Here is a 16,913-nt window from a genome sequence, read left to right as displayed (position 1 = left end):
AGCCGGCCTCCGGACGGAGCGCGGGCGGCTCAGGCCAGGCCGCCCAGCAGCTCGCTGACCGGCTTGCGGCGGCCGGTGAAGAACGGCACCTCCTCGCGGACGTGCAGCCGGGCCCGGGACGGGCGCAGGTCGCGCATCAGGTCCACGATCCGGTGCAGCTCGTCCGCCTCGAAGGCCAGCAGCCACTCGTAGTCGCCGAGCGCGAACGAGGCCACCGTGTTGGCCCGCACGTCCGGGTAGCCGCGCGCCATCTTGCCGTGCTCGGCGAGCATCGCGCGCCGCTCCTCGTCCGGCAGCAGGTACCACTCGTAGGAGCGCACGAACGGGTACACGCAGACGTAGTCGCGCGCGCGCTCGTCGGCGAGGAAGGCCGGGATGTGCGACTTGTTGAACTCGGCCGGGCGGTGCAGCGCCATGTTCGACCAGACCGGCTCCAGCCGACGGCCCAGGCCGGTACGGCGGAAGCGGTTGTACGCCTCCTGCAGGTCGTCCGAGTCACCGGCGTGCCACCAGACCATGATGTCGGCGTCCGCGCGCAGACCGGAGACGTCGTACGTGCCGCGCACGGTCACGTCCTTCGCGGCCAGCTGCTCGAACAGCTCGTCCACCTCGGCGGCCAGGGCGGCACGGTCCTCGGGCAGGGCGTCCCTGAGCTTGAACACCGACCACATGGTGTAGCGGATGACCTGGTTCAGGTCGCGCGCCTTCTTCTTCTCGGGTCGCTGCTCCGGCTCCCGCTCAACGCTCTCAGTCATGCGCCCATTGTCCTCTCCGTGGAACCTTCCCCGGTCGCCGGGGTCAACAGTTTGTCGATGGCGGCCACCGCAGCGGCCGCCGAGCCGATGCACGCCGGAATGCCCACCCCGTCGTACGCGGCGCCGCACAGCGCCAGCCCGCCCACCCGCTCGGCCGCCGCCCGGACCCTGGCCACCTTCTCCGGGTGGCCCACCGGGTACTGCGGCAGACCGGCCTCGAAGCGCGAGACGAAGGTGTCGTACGGCCGGGCGGTCAGGCCGATCGCCTCCCCCAGGTCCGCCAGGGAGCGGGCCACCAGCTCCTCGTCCGGCAGGCCCAGCGCCTCCTCCTCGCGGTGCCGGCCCAGCGAGGTGCGCAGCAGGAACGCGTCCGGCGCGGAGCGCTCCAGCCAGCCCCACTTGTTGGAGGAGAAGGTCGACGCCTTGATCCGCCGACCGTCCACCGGCGGCACCAGGAACCCGCTGCCGCCGGGGAGTTCGGCCAGGTCGGAGCGGCGGAACGCCAGTGTCACCAGCGCCATGCCCGCGTACTCGACGGAGTCCAGCTCGGCGGCGGCCGCCGGGGCGTCCGCGCGCAGCAGCCGGGCCGCGGCCGGGGCCGGGACGGCCAGCACCACGGCGTCCGCGTGCAGCACCTCGCCGCCGGTCCGCACCTGCCACCCGTCGGGGGCGCGGCGCAGCTCGTCCACCGGGGCTTCCGTGCGCAGGTCCACGCCCGCCTCGGCACAGGCCGCGGCGACCGCCTCCGGCAGGGTGCCGAGGCCGCCGCGCAGACCGTTGAACACCGGGGTGCCGACCACCGTCGGCCGGGAGGCCAGCTCGCGCACCCCCTCGACCAGCGAACCGCCGCCCCGGGCGATCCCCAGCAGCTGCGGTACCGCGGCACGCAACGAGATCTCGTCCGCGCGCCCGGCGTAGACGCCGCCCAGCAGCGGCTCGACCAGCCGGTCCACCACCTCCCGGCCCAGCCGGTCGGCCACGTAGCGGCCGATCGCGACGTCCTCCCCCACCTCGGTGGGCTGCTCGTGCCGGGCCCGCTCCAGCCCTTCGGCGGTGAGCACCCCGGAGGCCGCCAGCGCCTCCAGGTCGCCCGGCACTCCCATCACCTGTCCGCCCGGCAGCGGCCGCAGCGCGCCGCGGGTCCAGATCGCCGCCTTGGCGGTGGTCGGCGGCTCCAGCTGCTCCCCCAGGCCGACCGCCCGGGCCAGCTCCACCGCCTCCGGCCGCCGCGCCAGCACCGACTCCGCCCCGAGGTCCACCCGGACCCCGCCGACCTCGCCGCCCCACAGCTTCCCGCCGACCCGCCCGGACGCCTCCAGCAGCGTCACCCGGGCCCGCGGCGCACCCCCGGCCGCCCCGCTCAGAAAGGCGGCCGCGGCCAGCCCCGCGATCCCACCACCGACGACGACGACCCGTGCATCCGACATGCTCCGCAGTCTCGCAGGTCTTTACACGGACGCCTCAATCCGCTGCACGCCCGTTGCCCGGCACCAGTGCGTCCAGGTCGATCACGACCGGGAACGGCACCGGACGTTCGAGCGCACCCCGGAAGATCCCAGCCGGCGCGTAGGCGCTCGTCGCCCCGTCCAACTCGTAGACGTGCACGACCGGCCGCCCGGCCTCGTCCTCGACGATCCAGTAGTGCGGGATGGCCGCCTCGGCGTACTTGCGGACCTTGACAGTGCGGTCGCGGTCGGCTGACTCCGACGAGACGACCTCGATGACGAGCGCCACCTCATCGGGAGCGAACTGGGTGCGGTCGGGGTCGAATGCGGCCTTGACGACGAGGACATCGGGCTCGGGCCGGTTCCGCTTGTCGAGCTTGATCGTCATCTCCCGTCCGACCCTGTGGCCCTCCGGCAGCTGACGCCGCAGTGTGTACACGAGGTCCGTCACGACATCACCGTGCCACCAGCGCTGCGGGGACATCATGAAGACCAGCGCTCCATCGATCAGTTCGGTGTGCCGCGGTGCCTGCGGCAGGTGGTCGAGGTCGTCGGCAAACCAACCCTCGGCTCTGGGCGCGTACATCCAGTCCGGCAGCTCGCTCATGCCTCTACGGTAGCGAGATCTCAGCCCTGATATCCGGTTGCTCGGACAGTGTGCTAGAGAAGCCGCCATGGTGTACCTGTGGGGCGAGGCGGTGCGGTGGGTGGACGACGAGCCGCAGCCGGGGGTGGTGGAGGTCTGCTTCGCGGACGCGGACGGGCGGCGGTGGTCCGTGGTCGACAAGACCGCGATGTTCGGGACGGAGCAGGCACTCGGGCCGGATGTGTGGCTCGACGCGGACTCGCCCTACCCGGTGCCGGTCGAGATCGACTGCACGGTGCTGGAAACGGGCCCGGACGGGGTGCTCACGGTGTCCATCCACCGGCCGCACTACCTCGAAACCGTGTGCGGGCAGCGAGAGTTCCGGGTCCGCCGGGACCGGATCGTCGAGGACTGAACGCACCTCCGTAGGCTCGGCCGCATGGAACCGATCGTGGTGAGTGCGTGTCTGGCCGGGATCCCCTGCCGGTACGACGGGCGGGCGAAGACCTCGGCGGACGCCGTGCGGCTGGTCGAGGAGGGGCGGGCCGTGGTGGTGTGCCCGGAGGGGGCGGGCGGGTTGCCGACGCCGCGGCCGCCGGCGGAGATCGTGGGCGGGGACGGCGCGGACGTGCTGGACGGACGGGCGCGGGTGGTGGACGCAACCGGGGCTGACTGCACCGGGGAGTTCCTGGCCGGCGCCCGGGCGGCGCTCGCCGCCGCCGAGGCGGCGGGGGCGCGGCGGGCGGCGCTGATGGCGCGCAGCCCGTCCTGCGGCTGCGGGCAGGTGTACGACGGGACGTTCTCCGGGGCGCTGCGCCCCGGAGACGGGGTGACGGCCGCGCTGCTGCGGCGCGCGGGGATCGAGGCCACCGCCGGGTAGCGGGCCCCGGGAAGGGGGCCCGCCGCCGCGGGAGCGTCAGCGCGCGCTGGCCTCGTGGACGAAGGCGACGAGGCGGCTGAGCGCGTCCGGGTCCATGGACGGCAGCACGCCGTGGCCGAGGTTGAAGATGTGGCCGCTGGTGCCGAGCGCCTGGGCGGCGTGCAGCACCTCGCGGGCCTTGGTCTCCACGACCTTGGTGGGCGCGTAGAGCACCGCCGGGTCGAGGTTGCCCTGCAGGCCCTTGCCGGGGCCGACCCGCTCGGCGGCGACGTTCAGCGGCACCCGCCAGTCGACGCCGACGATGTCCGCGCCGGCCTGGCCCATCAGTCCGAGCAGCTCGCCGGTGCCGACGCCGAAGTGGATCTTCGGCACGCCGTAGTCGGCGACGGAGTCGAAGACCTTGGTGCTGGCCGGCAGCACCGAGCGGCGGTAGTCGTCCGGCGCGAGCGAGCCGACCCAGGAGTCGAACAGCTGGATCGCCGAGGCGCCCGCCTCGATCTGCACCTTCAGGAAGGCCGAGGTGATGTCGGCGAGCCGGTCCACCAGGGCGGCCCACAGCTCGGGCTGCCCGTACATCATGGCCTTGGTGTTCTCGTGGTTCTTGGAGGGCCCGCCCTCGACCAGGTAGCTGGCCAGCGTGTACGGCGCGCCGGCGAAGCCGATCAGCGGGGTCTCACCGAGCTCGTCCACCAGCAGGCCGATGGCCTCGGTGATGTAGGGGACGTCGTCCGGCTCCAGCGGGCGCAGCCGCTGCAGGTCCTCGAAGGTGCGGATCGGGTCGGCGATGACCGGGCCGACGCCGGCCTTGATGTCGACGTCGATGCCGACCGCCTTGAGCGGCACCACGATGTCGCTGAAGAAGATCGCCGCGTCCACCTTGTGCCGGCGCACCGGCTGCAGGGTGATCTCCTTGACCAACTCGGGCCGCATGCAGGACTCCAGCATGGGGATGCCCTCGCGGACCTTCAGGTACTCGGGCAGCGAGCGGCCGGCCTGGCGCATGAACCAGACGGGCGTGTGCGGTACCGGCTCGTGCCGGCAGGCGCGCAGGAACGCGGAGTCGTACGCGGCGCCGCGGCGCGCGGGGGTGGTCCGGCCGTCGTTGCTGGCCGCCGTCGTGTCTGCCGTAGTCTCGCTCACGCGTCAAATCTTCGCACGCGTCCCGGGGGCCTCTTCCCGGCCGGTCTCGTCGGTTCCTCCAAGATCTGCCCGGGTTTGCCGTTCCGGCACGCCGCTGGGAGAGAAGTTGCGGCGATAACCCGGGGTTTCGACCTAGTCTTCGGGTCATGGCAGCGGTCGGAGGGCACCCCGCGCAGGGTGGCGGAGCAGGTGGCGGAACGGGTCGCGAGGGGGCGCCGAGCGAGTTCCGGGCTGCCGTGGCGGCCCTGGACGGGGCCCGGCTGCGGCCCGAGGTGCAGCTCTCCCCCGCGCCGGCGCCGCGTCGGCTCGCCCCGTACTCCTTCGCGGTGACCGCCGCGGTCGAGGTGGACGGCGAGGAGCTGGCGGACGGCCGGCTGGTGCTGCTGTACGACCCGGCCGGGCAGGAGTCCTGGAACGGGGAGTTCCGGGTGGTCACGATGACCCGGGCCGAGCTGGAGCCGGAGATGGCCGGCGACCCGATGCTGTGCGAGGTCGGCTGGGCCTGGCTGCTGGACTCGCTGCAGGCGCACGGCGCCGGGTACGCGGAGCCGTCCGGCACGGTGACCAGGTGCGCGTCCCAGTACTTCGGTGGTCTGGCGGACCGCCCGTCGTCGACCGAGATCGAGATCCGGGCTTCCTGGACGCCGGCCGACGGCCGCTTCGAGCGGCACCTGGCGGCCTGGGTGGACCTGCTCTGCATCAGTGCCGGCCTGCCGCCGGCCGCACCCGCGCCGCAGGGGCCACCCGAGGTGCCGTCACTCGGTGGAGTGGTCCCGATGCCTGCGCGTCGACGCCCGCGGTCGCACTGACGGGTGGTGCCCGGGCCCTGCGGCGCCGGACGGCCGGACGCCACCCCCAGGGCTGACGGAGTGTGACTTCGGACCCGCTCTGCGTCAATAAAGCGGTCGATACCGACCGGCTTGCATCGAATCTGATCGATTTTGTGCGAATACGAGGCATGTCGCATCAATCATTTGCGCGATTTGTCCGTATTGTTACTCACTAGATCGTGATCTTTCGCTAAAGCCGGGCACGGTAGCTGCCGAAGCAGACTGTGACCCTTTCCGAACGCGGAACACTCCGACCGCCCCCATCGGGGTTCCGTCCGCCACTCCCCGCAGGAGGCCTGGTGTCGGTCCTTCTTGAGCACCCCGCAAACGTGGTCGCCTACCGCCCGACCAAGCCCACCGCCATGGTGGTCATCGCCGATCCCCGCGTCCGAAACACCGTCACCCGTCACCTCTGGGCGCTCGGCGTCCGCGACGTGATCGAGGTGTCCTCGATCGCCGAGGCCCGCCCCAGGGTCTCCACCCCGCGCGACATCTGTGTCGCCGACGTCCACCTCCCGGACGGCTCCGGACTGACCATCCTCGCCGAGACCCGCGCCGCGGGCTGGCCCAACGGCCTGGCACTGTCCGCCGCCGACGACATCGGCGCGGTCCGCAGCGCACTGGCCGGCGGCGTCAAGGGCTACGTGGTCACCGGCACCCGGACGAACGTCGCGATGCCGGGCCGACCGGGCCTACCGCTCGGCGCCGCCGGGCTCGCCGGCCGGATGCGCCGTCCCGGGATGCCGGGCATGCCGGGCGCCGCCGGAGCGCCGGGCGCCCCCGGAGCCCCCGGAGCGCCGGGCCCGCAGCAGGCCGCCTACCGCGAGCTGTCCGGCCGCGAGGTCGAGGTGCTGCGGCTGGTCGCCGAGGGTCAGTCGAACAAGGCGATCGGCGTGGCGATGGGCCTGTCGGCGCTCACCGTGAAGAGCCACCTCGCCCGGATCGCCCGCAAGCTGGGCACCGGCGACCGCGCCGGAATGGTCGCCGTCGCCCTGCGCACCGGGATCATTCACTGAGACCGAGCGCTCCCGACCGCCGCGGCGGCCGAGGAGGAACGTTTCCTCCTCGGCCGCCGCGCCGCCGTCCAGGGCCCGGCCGAAGCCGGGTGAAGAGCGGGCGGGCACCCCTGCGAGTGACGGTCTGACCAGTCCGACAACACTCCCGGCCCCGAGGACCGTCGTACCCTTGGTGGGTGACCGACGCCGTAGCAGCCATCCCAGAAGAAGCAGCCCCGGTCCCGCTCCTGGAGCCCAAGGAGGGGATCCCGCCCGTCGTGGCGGACGAGCAGGCGCTGGCCGCCACGGTCGCGGCTTTCGCCGCGGGCACCGGGCCGGTCGCCGTCGACGCCGAGCGCGCCTCCGGCTACCGCTACGGGCAGCGCGCCTACCTCATCCAGCTGCGCCGCGCGGGCTCCGGCTCCGCCCTGATCGACCCGATCGCCTGCCCCGACCTCAGCGCGCTCGACGCCGTCCTCGCGGACGCCGAATGGGTGGTGCACGCGGCCACCCAGGACCTGCCCTGCCTGGCCGAGGTCGGTATGAGACCCCGTCGGCTCTTCGACACCGAGCTGGCCGGGCGGATCGCCGGCTTCGCCCGGGTCGGCCTCGGACCGATGACCGAGAACGTGCTGGGCCTGAGCCTGGCCAAGGAGCACTCGGCCGTCGACTGGTCCACCCGCCCGCTGCCCGAGCCGTGGCTGCGCTACGCCGCTCTGGACGTCGAGGTGCTGGTCGAGCTGCGCGACGCACTCGAACAGGAGCTGGACGCCCAGGGCAAGCTCGGCTGGGCCCTGGAGGAGTTCGCCGCGATCGCCGCCGCCCCCCGCCCGGCACCGCGCACCGACCCGTGGCGGCGCACCTCGCAGCTGCACAAGGTCCGACGGCGTCGCCAGCTGGCCGTGGTCCGCGAGCTGTGGCTGGCCCGCGACCGGATGGCGCAGGAGCGCGACGTCTCCCCCGGCCGGGTGCTCTCGGACGCCGCGATCGTCAACGCCGCGCTGGCCATGCCGCTGAACGTCGCCGCACTGCAGGCCGTCCAGGGCTTCGGTCCGCGGGTGCACCGGCGCCAGCTGGAGCAGTGGCTGGCGGCCGTGCAGCGCGGCCGGGAGATCCCGGAGGGCCAGCTGCCGCCGGCCGCCGCACCGCACGACGGCCCCCCGCCGCCGCGGGCCTGGGCCGAGAAGGACCCGGTGGCCGCCGCCCGGCTCTCCGGCGCGCGCAGTGCGGTCAGCGAGCTCGCCGAGCGGCACCACCTGCCGGCCGAGAACCTGATCACCCCGGACCTGGTCCGACGGGTTTCCTGGGAGCCGCCGGCCGACCGCGGCCCGGAGGGCGTGGCCGCCGCGCTGCGCCGACTGGGCGCCCGGCAGTGGCAGGTGGACCTGGTGGCGCCGGCGGTGGCCGCCGCGTTCGCCGCGGCCGTGGCCGCGGTCCAGGACTGACACCGGCAAGGACCCGAAAGGGGATGCCGTCCGTACGGGCGGCATCCCCTTTGTCGTACCCGGGAACAGCTCTCCTGGTCGGACGTGTCGCGGGACACACGGTCAGAACCGTCCGAGGGGCCTGGGCAGGGTGGTTACCGACCGGTAGCATGACCGTGATGCGGCGCCGCTCGGGTCTTCGACGGCGGCAGCCTGCCCACCTCAAATGTTGGTCCCTGGGAGGAGAGCCCCCGTGCCTCGTACCGCGAGGGACGTCGTCTTCGTCGATGGCGTCCGCACCCCGTTCGGCAAGGCCGGCCCGAAGGGCATCTACCACGAGACCCGCGCCGACGACCTCGTCGTCAAGTGCATCCGGGAGCTCGTGCGCCGTAACCCGAACCTGCCCGTCGAGCGCATCGACGAGGTCGCCGTGGCGGCCACCACGCAGATCGGCGACCAGGGTCTGACCATCGGGCGCACCGCCGCCCTGCTGGCAGGCCTGCCGAAGTCCGTCCCCGGCTACTCGATCGACCGCATGTGCGCCGGTGCGCTGACCGCCGTGACCGCCACCGCCGGCGGCATCGCCTTCGGCGCGTACGACGTGGTCGTGGCCGGCGGCGTCGAGCACATGGGCCGCCACCCGATGGGCGAGGGCGTCGACCCGAACCCGCGCTTCGTCTCCGAGAAGCTGGTCGACGAGTCCGCCCTGTTCATGGGCATGACCGCGGAGAACCTGCACGACCGCTTCCCGCACATCACCAAGGAGCGCTGCGACGCCTACGCCGTGCGCTCCCAGGAGAAGGCCGCCAAGGCGTACGCCAACGGCGACATCCAGCCCGACCTGGTGCCGATCTCGATCCGCAACACCAACCCCGAGGTCGGCGAGACCGGCTGGGGCCTGGCCACCGTGGACGAGCCGCTGCGCCCGGGCACCACGATGGAGAGCCTGGCCGGTCTGAAGACCCCGTTCCGCCCGCACGGCAACATCACCGCGGGCAACTCGGCCGGTCTGAACGACGGCGCCACCGCCTCGCTGCTGGCCGCCGAGGACGTCGCCGAGGAGCTCGGCCTCCCGGTCAAGATGCGCCTGGTCTCCTACGCCTTCGCGGGCGTCGAGCCCGAGGTCATGGGCATCGGCCCGGTGCCGGCCACCGAGAAGGCGCTGGCCAAGGCCGGCCTGACCATCGAGGACATCGGCGCGTTCGAGGTCAACGAGGCCTTCGCCGTCCAGGTCCTGGCCTTCCTCGACCACTACGGCATCGCGGACGACGACGAGCGGGTCAACCCGTTCGGCGGCGCGATCGCCTTCGGCCACCCGCTGGCCTCCTCGGGCGTGCGCCTGATGAACCAGCTGGCCCGCCGCTTCGAGCAGCGCCCGGACGTCCGCTACGGCCTGACCACGATGTGCATCGGCTTCGGCATGGGCGGCACCATCATCTGGGAGAACCCGCACTTCGAGGGTGGTAAGTGACCATGAGCACCACGACTGAGCTGCTCCAGCACGGCGCCGAGCTGTTCCCGGGCGAGGTCGTCACGACCGCCCACGTGCGCCACCTGGACCTGCCGCTGCAGGCCGGCAAGCTGGCCCTGATCACCCTGGACAACGGCTTCGACCACACCAAGCCGACCACCTTCGGCCCGGGCTCGCTGCTCAAGCTGTCCGTCGCGCTGGACCAGGTCGAGGCCGAGGCCGCCGAGGGCAAGATCGTCGGCGCCGCGATCACCGGCAAGCCGTTCATCTTCGCGGTCGGCGCCGACCTCAAGGGCGTCGAGCTGCTCAAGGAGCGCACGGACGCGCTGGCCATCGGCAAGGGCGGCCACGAGGTCTTCAAGCGGATCGCCGCGCTGCCCGTCCCCACCTTCGCCTTCTACAACGGCGCGGCGATGGGCGGCGGCGTCGAGGTCGGCCTGCACGCCGACTACCGCACGGTGTCGGCCGGCGTCCCGGCCTTCTCGCTGCCCGAGGTCTTCCTGGGCCTCGTCCCCGGCTGGGGCGGCTGCACCATCCTGCCGAACCTGATCGGCGCGGGTAAGGCCGTCAAGGTCATCGTCGAGAACTCGATGAACCAGAACAAGCAGCTCAAGGGCAAGGACGTGTTCGAGCTGGGGATCGCCGACGCGATCTTCGAGCCGGCCGACTTCCTGGAGCAGTCGCTGCTGTGGGCCGCCAAGGTCCTCAAGGGCGACGTCGTCGTCGAGCGCGAGGCGATCGACCGCGGCAAGGCCTGGGACGACGCCGTCGCCTGGGGCCGCCTGGTCGCCGACGCCAAGGTGCACGGCGCCGCTCCGGCCGCCTACAAGGCGCTGGACATCATCGCCGCCGTCAAGGACGCCGACCTCGCCGACAAGGCCAGCCTGCAGGGCGGCTTCGACGCCGAGGACGCGGCCCTGGCCGACCTCATCATGAGCGGCGAGTTGCGCAGCGGCATCTACGCCTTCAACCTGGTGCAGCGCCGGGCCAAGCGCCCGGTCGGTGCCCCGGACAAGTCCCTGGCCCGCCCGGTCTCCAAGGTGGGCGTCGTCGGCGCCGGCCTGATGGCCTCGCAGCTGGCGCTGCTGTTCGCCCGCCGTCTGGAGGTGCCGGTGGTCCTCACCGACATCGACCAGGCGCGCGTCGACAAGGGCGTCGGCTACGTCCACGCCGAGATCGACAAGCTGCTCGCCAAGGGCCGCATCGGCAAGGACAAGTCCAACCGTCTCAAGGGCCTGGTCACCGGCTCGCTCGACAAGGCCGCCGCCTTCGGCGACGCGGACTTCGTCATCGAGGCCGTGTTCGAGGAGATGGGCGTCAAGCAGACCGTCTTCGCGGACCTGGAGAACGTGGTCTCGCCGACCTGTGTGCTGGCGACCAACACCTCCTCGCTGTCGGTCACCGAGATGGCCTCGAAGCTGAAGCACCCCGAGCGGGTCGTCGGCTTCCACTTCTTCAACCCGGTCGCGATCCTGCCGCTGCTGGAGATCGTCCGCGGCGACAAGACCGACGACGCGTCGCTGGCCACCGCCTTCGCCGTGTCGAAGAAGCTGAAGAAGACCTCGGTGCTGTGCAAGGACGCCCCGGCGTTCGTGGTGAACCGGATCCTGACCCGCTTCATGGGCGAGATCCAGAACATCATCGACGAGGGCACCCCGATCGCCGACGTCGAGAAGGCCGTCGAGCCGCTCGGCCTGCCGATGTCCCCGATCGTGCTGCTGGAGCTGGTCGGCCCGGCCATCGCCCTGCACGTCTCGGAGACCCTGCGCGGCGCCTTCCCGGAGCGGTACACCGTCTCCGAGAACCTCGCCGAGGTCGTCAAGGCCGGCAAGCGCGGCTTCTACACCTGGGTGGACGGCCAGCAGGTCCTCGACCCCGAGGTGCTGGAGCTGCTGACCTTCGGCGACTCGGTCCTCACCGAGGAGCAGGTCCGCGCCCGTGCCCTGGAGGCCGTCGCGCAGGAGATCGGCCTGATGCTGGAGGAGGGTGTCGTCGCCGAGGCGCAGGACATCGACCTCTGCATGATCACCGGTGCCGGCTGGCCCTTCCACCTGGGCGGGATCACCCCGTACCTGGACCGTGAGGGCATCTCGGAGCGCGTGAACGGCAAGCCGTTCCTGGCCCCCGGCGTGGCCTCGGTGCCCGCGTAGGGCGTGGCCCCGTGACGGAGGAGCCCCGGTGACCTGGTGGTCACCGGGGCTCCTCCGTGTGTACGGGCCCCTTCGGCGTGTGCGGCGTGTACGGACGTCTCCGCGCGGAGGGGCAGGTATGAATGCCTCCGCGCGGCAGCACGTGTACGGACGTCTCCGCGCGGAGGGGCGTGTACGGACGTCTCAGTGCTTGAGGCGGTAGACGACGGTGTCGGCGAAGACGCCGACCATCTCGTAGTGGGTGTCCAGCAGGTTCTCGATCCGGGGGACCATGACCGGCTGGTACGGGGCGATGCCCGAGTCGTCGACCACGACCTCGGGCAGGCCGTTGGCCAGCTCCTTGTCGAAGGTCTGCCAGGCGTTGGAGACGCTGAACTGCTCGCCGACGTTGGCGCTGCCGTCCTTGCCGCCGCTGTAGTTGGTGAGGAAGCCGGCCGTCAGGTAGCGGGAGGCCGGCTTGCGGTCGGCCAGCCAGTACAGCTCGGGGTGCATGCCCCAGACCAGCACGGTGTCCTTGGGGGTGGTCTGGGCGGCGACGGCGGTGGCGACCTCGGTGGTGCGGTCGAGCCGCTCCCCCGGCCAGGCCAGCGCCAGGCCCCAGAACACCGTGGCGGCGGCCGTGGTGTACACCAGGACGGGCTTCCAGCGGATCGCCGAGGTGGCGACCGCCCCGGTGCCCAGCAGCACCAGCGGCGGGATCAGCTGCAGGTAGTAGTGGCCGAAGAAGTGGAAGCCCACGCTGACCGCGACGACCGAGGAGAGCAGCCAGACCCACAGGTCGGTGGTCGAGCCGTGCTCCTCGCCGGCCACCGGCAGCGGGCGGTGCCGGTACTTGAGCCAGAGCCGGCGCCCGACCGGCAGCAGGAAGCCCAGGCCGGCCGCGACCAGGATCGCGGAGTTGCCGAGGGCGCGGCCGAGCATCTGCAGCCAGGCACCGCCGAAGGAGGCGTAGTCGCCGCTGCCGGTGACCACCCAGAACAGGAAGCCCTTGGGCTTGGTGAGGATCACCGCGACCAGCGCTATCGGCAGGGTGAAGCCGAAGCCGATCTTGAACAGCGCGGGCGGCCAGCGCACCCCGCGTCGGCGGGCGTCCTGGAAGAGCATCCAGAGCACCGGCAACAGCACCGCGCCGCCGGTCTGCTTGGTCAGCGAGCAGAGCGCCACGGCGATGCCCGCGGCCAGCCAGCGGCGCCGCTCGGCGTACCGGAAGGCGGCCACCATGGCGGGCAGCATGAAGACCTCGAAGGTGGCCGCCTGGGTGTCCTCCGGGGAGAGCCCGATGGAGACCAGCAGGTAGAGCAGGCCCGCGCCGGCCCCGGCCCGGTTGCCCCAGCGGCCGCGGGCGATCGAGGCCAGCAGGATCGCGGTGACCAGGTGGGCCACCACGGCCAGGGTGCGCAGCGGCCAGAGCGAGGCGGAGCCGAAGACCGCGAAGCAGGCCTGGTAGAGCCAGGGCAGCAGCGGGGGCTTGCGGTCCACCACGGTGTCGTACAGCACTCCGCCGTCCGCCAGCATCCGGGCCTGGGTGGCCAGGAAGCCCTCGTCCGGGCTCCAGACGGGCCGGGCGAAGGACGGGATGTGGGTGATCAGCGCGACCAGTGCGAGGACCGGCACCAGCCTGGTCCAGTACCCGTTCCGGACGTGGGTACGGACACGCTCGGGCAGGCGCTCGGCCAGTCCGGCGGGGCGGAGGCGGGTGGGGGTCGACACGGTTGACAACCTACCGGGCGGGATCGGCGCCGGTGGCGCCGGTCCCGCCATTCCATAGGATTGTCAGCTTGTTCCGTGACGAACTGTTACAGAGTTACGACGAACAGTCGTCGGCGGAACGGGTGACGCCCCCGTCGGCCCGCGTCGGTCAGGCGTCGACCGGCGCCGCGTCCAGGCTGGCGACCAGGGCGGTCACCTTCCGGGCGATGTCCGGGGCGTTCAGGCCGATCTCGGCCAGGATCTCGTTCCGGCTCGCGTGGTCCAGGAACTCCTGCGGGATACCGAAGTCGCGCACCGGCAGGTCCACGTCCGCGTCCCGCAGCGCCTGCGCCACGGCGGCGCCGACGCCGCCCACCCGGCCGTTGTCCTCGATCGTGACGACCACCCGGTGCTCGGCGGCCAGGCCCGGCAGGGCCCGGTCCACCGGCTTGACCCAGCGCGGGTCCACCACCGTGGCGGTGATGCCCTGGGCGGCCAACAGGTCGGCGACCTCCAGGCTGGTCGGGGCCATCGCGCCGACCGAGACGATCAGCACATCGGCGCGGTGGGCGCCCGACGGCTCCTCGGCGGCGCGCAGCACGTCCATGCCGCCGACCTTGCCGACCGCGGCGACGGCCGGGCCGACCGTGCCCTTGGAGTAGCGGACCACGGTCGGGGCGTCCTTCACCTCGACGGCCTCGCGCAGCTGGGCGCGGACCTGGTCGGCGTCGCGCGGGGCGGCCAGCCGCAGGCCCGGGATGATCTGCAGCATCGACATGTCCCACATGCCGTTGTGCGAGGCGCCGTCGTCACCGGTGACACCGGCCCGGTCCAGCACGAAGGTGACGCCCAGCTTGTGCAGGGCGACGTCCATCAGGACCTGGTCGAAGGCCCGGTTGAGGAAGGTCGCGTAGACCGCGAAGACCGGGTGCAGGCCGTTGGTGGCCAGGCCGGCCGCGCTGGTGACGGCGTGCTGCTCGGCGATGCCCACGTCGAAGATGCGGTCCGGGAAGGCCTCCGCGAACGGGGCCAGGCCCACCGGGTGCAGCATGGCGGCGGTGATGCCGACGATGTCCTCGCGCTCGTGGCCGAGCGCGACCATCTCCTCGGCGAAGACCGAGGTCCAGCTCTGCCCGCCACCGCTCTGGATCGGCAGGCCGGTCTCCGGGTGGATCTTGCCGACCGCGTGGAAGCGGTCCTCGTCGTTGTTCTCGGCCGCGTGGTAGCCGCGGCCCTTCTCGGTGAGGCAGTGCACGATCACCGGGCCGCCGAAACCGCGCGCCTTGGTCAGCGCGGACTCCAGGGCCGTCAGGTCGTGGCCGTCGATCGGGCCGATGTACTTGAGGCCGAGGTCCTCGAACATGCCCTGCGGGGCGATGAAGTCCTTGAGGCCCTTCTTGGCGCCGTGCAGCGTCTCGAACAGCTGCTGGCCGACCACCGGGGTGCGCTGCAGCGCGTCCTTGCCCCAGGACAGGAAGCGCTCGTAGCCCTGGGTGGTGCGCAGGGTGGCGAGGTGGTTGGCCAGGCCGCCGATGGTCGGCGAGTAGGAGCGCTCGTTGTCGTTGACGACGATGACGACCGGGCGGTCCTTGGCGTCGGCGATGTTGTTGAGCGCCTCCCAGGCCATGCCGCCGGTGAGCGCGCCGTCGCCGATCACGGCGACCACCGGGTCGTTCTTGCCCAGCAGCTGGTTGGCCTTGGCCAGGCCGTCGGCGTACGAGAGCACGGTGGAGGCGTGCGAGTTCTCGATCACGTCGTGCTCGGACTCGGCGCGGGACGGGTAGCCGGACAGGCCGCCCTTCATCCGCAGCTGCGAGAAGTCCTGGCGGCCGGTGAGCAGCTTGTGGACGTAGCTCTGGTGACCGGTGTCGAAGAGGATGCGGTCGCGCGGCGAGTCGAAGACCCGGTGCAGCGCCATGGTGAGCTCCACCACGCCGAGGTTGGGGCCGAGGTGGCCGCCCGTCTTGGAGACCTCGGTCACCAGGAAGGTCCGGATCTCCTGGGCCAGTGCGGCCAGCTGTCCGGGCGTGAGCCGGTCGAGATCGCGCGGTCCCCGAATGCGGGTCAGCAGGGCCACCCGTTCCTCCTCGTTCAGTGTTCGCGGACCGCTGGCGGTCCGACGGGCGTCGCTGCCCGGTCCGGCGGCAGGCCGACGGTCGCGGCCGGTACCGACCGGTCGAGTCTAATGTCCGCTTGCCGGACACCGAGCGGCGCGCCCGGTGCCACCGTTCGGTTACCGCCATTCCGGGAGGTCGGCCGGGGGATGGGGGTCACCGCAGATTGACGGACGGGCGTTCGAGCACCTTTACAACGGCGGTCGGAGCCGGGGGTCGTCGGCGGCGGTGCTAGGCGCGGCCCAGGGCGCCGGATTCGCCCATCTCGCTCATCACCAGCGCCAGCGCGCCGAGCACCTCGGCGCGGCCGCCGAGGGTGCCGGGGACCACCGAGAGCTGGCGGGCGGCACTGGGGATGGCGTAGCGGGCGACCGAGTCGCGGATCGGGGCGAGAACCAGCTCACCGGCCTCGGCGAGGTCGCCGCCGAGGATCACCCGCCGCGGGTTGAGCAGGTTGCACAGGGTCGCGACGCCGGTGCCGATCTGCCGGCCGGCGTCGGCGATCACCCGGCGGCAGCCGAGGTCGCCCTGGTGGGCCAGCTCGACCACCCGGGGCAGCGTGAGGTCCGGGCCGAGGGTGGAGCTGAGCAGCGAGAGCAGGTAGCGGGAGCCGACGAAGGTCTCCAGGCAGCCGCGGTTGCCGCAGCGGCACACCGGCCCCGCCTCGTCCAGCGTGATGTGCCCTATCTCACCCGCCGTGCCGCCCGGACCGCGGTAGATCTGGCCGTTGACCACCAGGCCGGCACCGACACCGCTGGCGACCTTGATGTAGGCCAGGTCGCTCAGGCCGCGGCCGGCGCCCCAGACCAGCTCGCCGAGCGCGCCGAGGTTGGCGTCGTTGTCCACGTGCACCGGCATGCCGAGCCGCTCGCCCAGCTCCCGCCCCGGGGCGATGCCCGTCCAGCCGGGCAGGATCGCGGTCGAGCCCAGCGCGCCGGTCTCCACGTCGATCGGGCCGGGCACACCGAGGCCGACGCCGATCACCTTGTCCGAACGGAACCCGGCCTGCGCCAGCAGCCGCTCGACCATCGCCTCGGCGCGGTCGAAACCCTGCTGGGCGGAGACGTCCACGTCGATCGGGGCGCTCTCCTCGGCCAGCACGCGGTGGGCCAGGTTGCCGACCGCGACCCGCAGGTGGGTGTGGCCGAAGTCGATGCCGACCACGATGCCGGCGTCACCGCTGAGCGAGACGCTGCGGGCGCGGCGGCCGCCGGAGGAGGTGTCGGCGACCACGACGGTGCCGCTCTCCTTCAACTCCCGCACGATGTTGGACACAGTGGCCGCGGAGAGGCCGGTGCCGCGGGCGATCTCGGCCTGGGTCAGCGAGCCGGCCATCCGCACCGCGCGCAGCACCCGCTCCAGGTTCGCCCGGTGCAGGGACGACTGCGAGCCCGGTGTGTCCGTCGACATGATCCACCCTCCCAGGGCGGGGAC

14 protein-coding genes are annotated in these 16,913 nt (G+C 72.5%); 7 read left to right on the top strand and 7 right to left on the bottom strand.

The features are described from left to right. Window positions 1–29: 29 nt before the first annotated feature. From hemQ to ABTY56_RS10275, 3 genes are read right to left on the bottom strand one after another with little or no spacing between them, the layout of a single operon-like run. Window positions 30–755 (bottom strand): hydrogen peroxide-dependent heme synthase, encoded by a 726-nt coding sequence (gene hemQ / locus ABTY56_RS10285; protein WP_350628085.1) that lies wholly within the window; start codon window positions 753–755, stop codon window positions 30–32. Next, a complete protein-coding gene (gene hemG, locus ABTY56_RS10280; RefSeq protein ID WP_350628083.1) occupies window positions 752–2,182 on the bottom strand; it encodes a protoporphyrinogen oxidase in 1,431 nt (476 codons plus the stop codon). Before hemG ends, hemQ begins: the two co-directional genes overlap by 4 nt. Window positions 2,183–2,216: 34 nt before the next feature. Continuing rightward, entirely contained in the window at window positions 2,217–2,807 is a 591-nt protein-coding gene (locus ABTY56_RS10275) for a Uma2 family endonuclease (protein ID WP_350628081.1), read from the bottom strand. Between the two features lie 67 nt (window positions 2,808–2,874). Between ABTY56_RS10275 and ABTY56_RS10270 the strand changes: the two genes are divergently transcribed. Then, complete coding sequence (locus tag ABTY56_RS10270; protein ID WP_350628079.1) at window positions 2,875–3,201, top strand: hypothetical protein; 327 nt, start codon at window positions 2,875–2,877, stop codon at window positions 3,199–3,201. A gap of 24 nt (window positions 3,202–3,225) precedes the next feature. Continuing rightward, window positions 3,226–3,666, top strand: coding sequence for a 2-thiouracil desulfurase family protein (locus tag ABTY56_RS10265; RefSeq protein WP_350628078.1), 441 nt, complete (start codon window positions 3,226–3,228; stop codon window positions 3,664–3,666). Between the two features lie 36 nt (window positions 3,667–3,702). Here the strand turns inward: ABTY56_RS10265 and hemE are convergent, their stop codons facing one another. Next, the gene (gene hemE / locus ABTY56_RS10260) at window positions 3,703–4,806 is read right to left on the bottom strand and encodes a uroporphyrinogen decarboxylase (RefSeq protein ID WP_502893067.1); all 1,104 of its coding nucleotides are present in this window, start codon (window positions 4,804–4,806) and stop codon (window positions 3,703–3,705) included. A 146-nt stretch (window positions 4,807–4,952) separates the two neighbouring features. Here hemE and ABTY56_RS10255 point away from each other — a divergent pair, with 146 nt between their 5' ends. From ABTY56_RS10255 to ABTY56_RS10235, 5 genes are all read left to right on the top strand, one after another. Further along, window positions 4,953–5,615 carry a DUF3000 domain-containing protein gene (locus ABTY56_RS10255; protein ID WP_350628077.1) on the top strand — a complete coding sequence of 221 codons (663 nt, stop codon included), beginning with the start codon at window positions 4,953–4,955 and terminating at the stop codon, window positions 5,613–5,615. Between the two features lie 320 nt (window positions 5,616–5,935). Further along, window positions 5,936–6,652: a response regulator transcription factor gene (locus ABTY56_RS10250; RefSeq protein WP_030288221.1), complete on the top strand. Its 717-nt coding sequence runs from the start codon at window positions 5,936–5,938 to the stop codon at window positions 6,650–6,652. Between the two features lie 176 nt (window positions 6,653–6,828). Beyond that, window positions 6,829–8,076 (top strand): HRDC domain-containing protein, encoded by a 1,248-nt coding sequence (locus tag ABTY56_RS10245; protein WP_350628075.1) that lies wholly within the window; start codon window positions 6,829–6,831, stop codon window positions 8,074–8,076. Window positions 8,077–8,308: 232 nt separating this feature from the next. After that, entirely contained in the window at window positions 8,309–9,526 is a 1,218-nt protein-coding gene (locus ABTY56_RS10240; protein WP_350628074.1) for a thiolase family protein, read from the top strand. Between the two features lie 2 nt (window positions 9,527–9,528). Beyond that, window positions 9,529–11,676, top strand: a complete 2,148-nt coding sequence (locus tag ABTY56_RS10235; protein ID WP_350628073.1) for a 3-hydroxyacyl-CoA dehydrogenase NAD-binding domain-containing protein — start codon at window positions 9,529–9,531, stop codon at window positions 11,674–11,676. Between the two features lie 183 nt (window positions 11,677–11,859). On the opposite strand, the gene ABTY56_RS10230 is transcribed toward ABTY56_RS10235, so the two are convergent. The 3 genes from ABTY56_RS10230 to ABTY56_RS10220 all read right to left on the bottom strand — a co-directional run bounded on the left by ABTY56_RS10230 (window position 11,860) and on the right by ABTY56_RS10220 (window position 16,889). Next, the gene (locus ABTY56_RS10230) at window positions 11,860–13,386 is read right to left on the bottom strand and encodes an ArnT family glycosyltransferase (protein WP_350628072.1); all 1,527 of its coding nucleotides are present in this window, start codon (window positions 13,384–13,386) and stop codon (window positions 11,860–11,862) included. Between the two features lie 148 nt (window positions 13,387–13,534). Further along, complete coding sequence (dxs, locus tag ABTY56_RS10225) at window positions 13,535–15,442, bottom strand: 1-deoxy-D-xylulose-5-phosphate synthase (RefSeq protein WP_350628071.1); 1,908 nt, start codon at window positions 15,440–15,442, stop codon at window positions 13,535–13,537. Between the two features lie 268 nt (window positions 15,443–15,710). After that, the gene (locus ABTY56_RS10220; protein WP_350628069.1) at window positions 15,711–16,889 is read right to left on the bottom strand and encodes an ROK family transcriptional regulator; all 1,179 of its coding nucleotides are present in this window, start codon (window positions 16,887–16,889) and stop codon (window positions 15,711–15,713) included. Window positions 16,890–16,913: the final 24 nt, after the last annotated feature.

Source organism: Kitasatospora sp. NPDC097691 (assembly GCF_040302665.1).
Taxonomy (GTDB): domain Bacteria; phylum Actinomycetota; class Actinomycetes; order Streptomycetales; family Streptomycetaceae; genus Kitasatospora.
Note: the sequence above shows the minus strand (reverse complement) of the source record. Positions and strands in the feature narration are given on the sequence as shown.

What these genes read in the sequence shown, in the direction of transcription:
- ABTY56_RS10265 (WP_350628078.1), top strand. Translation starts at nt 3,226, where the DNA reads ATGGAACCGATCGTGGTGAGTGCGTGTCTGGCCGGGATCCCCTGCCGG.
- ABTY56_RS10220 (WP_350628069.1), bottom strand. Translation starts at nt 16,889, where the DNA reads ATGTCGACGGACACACCGGGCTCGCAGTCGTCCCTGCACCGGGCGAAC.
- ABTY56_RS10270 (WP_350628079.1), top strand. Translation starts at nt 2,875, where the DNA reads ATGGTGTACCTGTGGGGCGAGGCGGTGCGGTGGGTGGACGACGAGCCG.
- ABTY56_RS10235 (WP_350628073.1), top strand. Translation starts at nt 9,529, where the DNA reads ATGAGCACCACGACTGAGCTGCTCCAGCACGGCGCCGAGCTGTTCCCG.
- ABTY56_RS10255 (WP_350628077.1), top strand. Translation starts at nt 4,953, where the DNA reads ATGGCAGCGGTCGGAGGGCACCCCGCGCAGGGTGGCGGAGCAGGTGGC.
- hemQ (WP_350628085.1), bottom strand. Translation starts at nt 755, where the DNA reads ATGACTGAGAGCGTTGAGCGGGAGCCGGAGCAGCGACCCGAGAAGAAG.
- hemG (WP_350628083.1), bottom strand. Translation starts at nt 2,182, where the DNA reads ATGTCGGATGCACGGGTCGTCGTCGTCGGTGGTGGGATCGCGGGGCTG.
- ABTY56_RS10275 (WP_350628081.1), bottom strand. Translation starts at nt 2,807, where the DNA reads ATGAGCGAGCTGCCGGACTGGATGTACGCGCCCAGAGCCGAGGGTTGG.